This window comes from Leisingera sp. F5 (genome assembly GCF_001593695.1).
This window is the reverse complement of the sequence record NZ_LUKH01000473.1, coordinates 1-2,337: the sequence shown is the minus strand read 5'-3', so window position 1 is coordinate 2,337 and position 2,337 is coordinate 1. Positions and strand designations below refer to the sequence as shown.

The following is a 2,337-nucleotide window of genomic DNA, read 5'->3' as shown; positions in this document are numbered from 1 at the left end:
GTGGCGCCCGGGCATTGCTTGACGCCTATTTCGCCAAGACCGGTGAATATCCCACCTGATCCATCGTGCGCGGCGCATACTGCGAGATCGTTCTCTCTGATTGGCTGAGGCGCGCGATCGAGGCCAACGAGGCTGTGACGATCTCGAACGACTAACCTGGATCATAGACGGCTTCTGTTGCGAACGAGACCAACCCAGCTCCTGCAATTTCGGAAGACTACCGCGATAAATATCTACCCATTAACGAATACACGATGATACAATCATCTTTTAGGTGTTTTGGGGATTTGGAAATGCGCGTTTTCGGCTGCGATATACAACCTTCACCCAGGCACGAAGCTCGCCGTGTGAAAGAAACCGGTATCCGTATCCTCGGCCGCGCAGGTGAATTCGTGATCGTTACCTATATCGAAGCATCCACATCAAAAGTGGTGATTGATCAGGTTTTAAGGGTCTTTCCGGGCGGCCGCGTAGGCTAAAAAGAGGGTACTCCCCATCGTTCAGCCTCCACACACATCGAAGATGTCAGGAGGCAACTCCTGGTCGTTTATTCGGACAACTGACTGGCAGTCAGATACTCCCATCCCTTTGCGCGTCCATGACGGACGTGAAGACATTCCGCAGCTCGGTCAGGTTCTGGTCTACTTGTTTGTGGTCTAGCTGCATGGCCTTAGCTAGCTCTACCGCCGCGAAATGCGTCTTGTCGATGCAAGCACCGGACTGGATGTCTTGAGCATGTTGCTCGATGGCCAGTGCAGCTGCGAGGAAGTCATCAGCAAAAGGGTCCTGGACAGCTAGAACACGTACCGCGGCCAGCAGTTCTTCGGGTTGTTCCTCAGGAGGCAGAAAGGAGAGTTTCACGGTAAGTTTCCGCTGACCTCGCGATGTTGAAGTGTATGCAAGGTACACTCTTACGTCTTTATGGCACCAGCACCGAAATCCGGTGCATTTATCGGGGCGGAGATTTTAAGTCCCCTGTGTCTACTGGGACCACTTCGTTTACACCGAAGATGTCAGGAGAACACCCGGCGGCTCCCGGAAGAAGACAGAGGGAGGGGAACCGGCCCGCGAACTATAGGAACAGGCCACTGGTCAACACGCGGGCCGCACTTCAAAGCACTGATGAAGTTCACGTAGGGTAACCCAAGATCAGATCCTCGCCTAAACCTTTCTCTAGTTCGTCTGGATCTTCTAGGGCAATGGACCAAGCCGCTTTCCATGCTGTTGAAAACGAACAGGACGGCTGACTCTCAAGTCAGCTTCCGGACTGACGTTCAATGGCCGACCAGCCGTGCCCAAAGGCCGCGCTTCACCCGAACGCCAGATTTATCCCTCTGATCTGTCAGAAGTGCATTCAGGCGCACCCGCTCGGCCTCTGCCCCGTCCAGGCGGGCGCGCAGGTCCTCGATCTGATCGACGAGCTGGCCGCGCTCCCGATCACGCTCGGCGGCCATAGCACCGATCTGCTCCCGAAGCATCTTAACTTCAACCTCTAACGCACCGGTTTCGCTTGGTTTTGTCGCCTTTATTGGTGGTGGGGAAACGGTTTTACTGTGTGGTTCTTCCTGTGGTTTTCTGAAAACACGGTCAAGCTCTGCCTCGTCAATCTCCCAATGCCCTTGCGCGTTCTTCTCGCCCGATAGCTTTGCGTTTAAGTCGTTGCTTTTAAGTCGCTCCAAGAGAGTTTTCTTGGCAACACCCGCATACTTCGCCGCTTGATTAAGCGATAATTTCGCCATGGTTTCTGCTCGCCTATATTGGTGGTGGGGAAACGGTTTTCACCATTGTTTTCCACCAGCTTACAGAAAACCGTCCAAGCGGGGAAGCTCTGGGGCTACGAGCCGAACAAGGCAGCTTGCCTGTATCTCAATTGAGATACATGATACCATCGAAAACAGGAGGACATATCATGCCCGCCCAAACCTCGATGCTCCACGTTCGTGTGGACGACCAGCTCAAGGCGCAAGCGGCCGACGCTCTGTCCGGTGTCGGCCTGACGCTTTCGGATGCCGTGCGCATCCTGCTGACCCGCGTTGCCGCCGAGGGCGGTCTGCCTGCCGGCCTGACCGCAGATCCGGATGCCTATGACACCTGGTTCCGTTCCAAGGTGCAGGAGGCGCTAGCCGACCCGCGCCCGGCCACCCCGCACGGCCAGGTGATGCAGGATGCCCGCGCCCTGATCAACGGGAAGCGCCGTGCCTGAACTCGAATGGAAGGCTCCGGCGGTCGCCGACCTGATGGCGATTGCCGATTACATCTCGGACGACAACCCGGACGCAGCCCTTGCCCTGGTGGAAGAAATCCAGGGCAAGGTGGCGCAGCTCCCGGCTCACCCGA

General features: G+C 56.2%; 5 protein-coding genes. 3 read left to right on the top strand and 2 right to left on the bottom strand.

Translation table 11 applies throughout. The features are described 5' to 3' along the window. The first annotated feature begins 293 nt into the window (after positions 1-293). Positions 294-479 carry a hypothetical protein gene (locus A2I95_RS32075; RefSeq protein ID WP_291736336.1) on the top strand — a complete coding sequence of 62 codons (186 nt, stop codon included), beginning with the start codon at positions 294-296 and terminating at the stop codon, positions 477-479. Positions 480-570: 91 nt separating this feature from the next. On the opposite strand, the gene A2I95_RS32070 is transcribed toward A2I95_RS32075, so the two are convergent. Together A2I95_RS32070 and A2I95_RS32065 are read right to left on the bottom strand one after the other, a co-directional pair. Next, positions 571-861 carry a hypothetical protein gene (locus A2I95_RS32070; RefSeq protein ID WP_027256313.1) on the bottom strand — a complete coding sequence of 97 codons (291 nt, stop codon included), beginning with the start codon at positions 859-861 and terminating at the stop codon, positions 571-573. A 413-nt stretch (positions 862-1,274) separates the two neighbouring features. Beyond that, positions 1,275-1,739 (bottom strand): hypothetical protein, encoded by a 465-nt coding sequence (locus A2I95_RS32065; RefSeq protein WP_291736334.1) that lies wholly within the window; start codon positions 1,737-1,739, stop codon positions 1,275-1,277. Positions 1,740-1,909: 170 nt separating this feature from the next. Between A2I95_RS32065 and A2I95_RS32060 the strand changes: the two genes are divergently transcribed. After that, positions 1,910-2,203 carry a type II toxin-antitoxin system RelB/DinJ family antitoxin gene (locus A2I95_RS32060; RefSeq protein ID WP_291736332.1) on the top strand — a complete coding sequence of 98 codons (294 nt, stop codon included), beginning with the start codon at positions 1,910-1,912 and terminating at the stop codon, positions 2,201-2,203. Then, positions 2,196-2,337 (top strand): type II toxin-antitoxin system RelE/ParE family toxin (locus tag A2I95_RS32055; protein ID WP_291736337.1); only part of this gene is annotated, 142 nt, incomplete at its 3' end. The genes A2I95_RS32060 and A2I95_RS32055, both read left to right, overlap by 8 nt.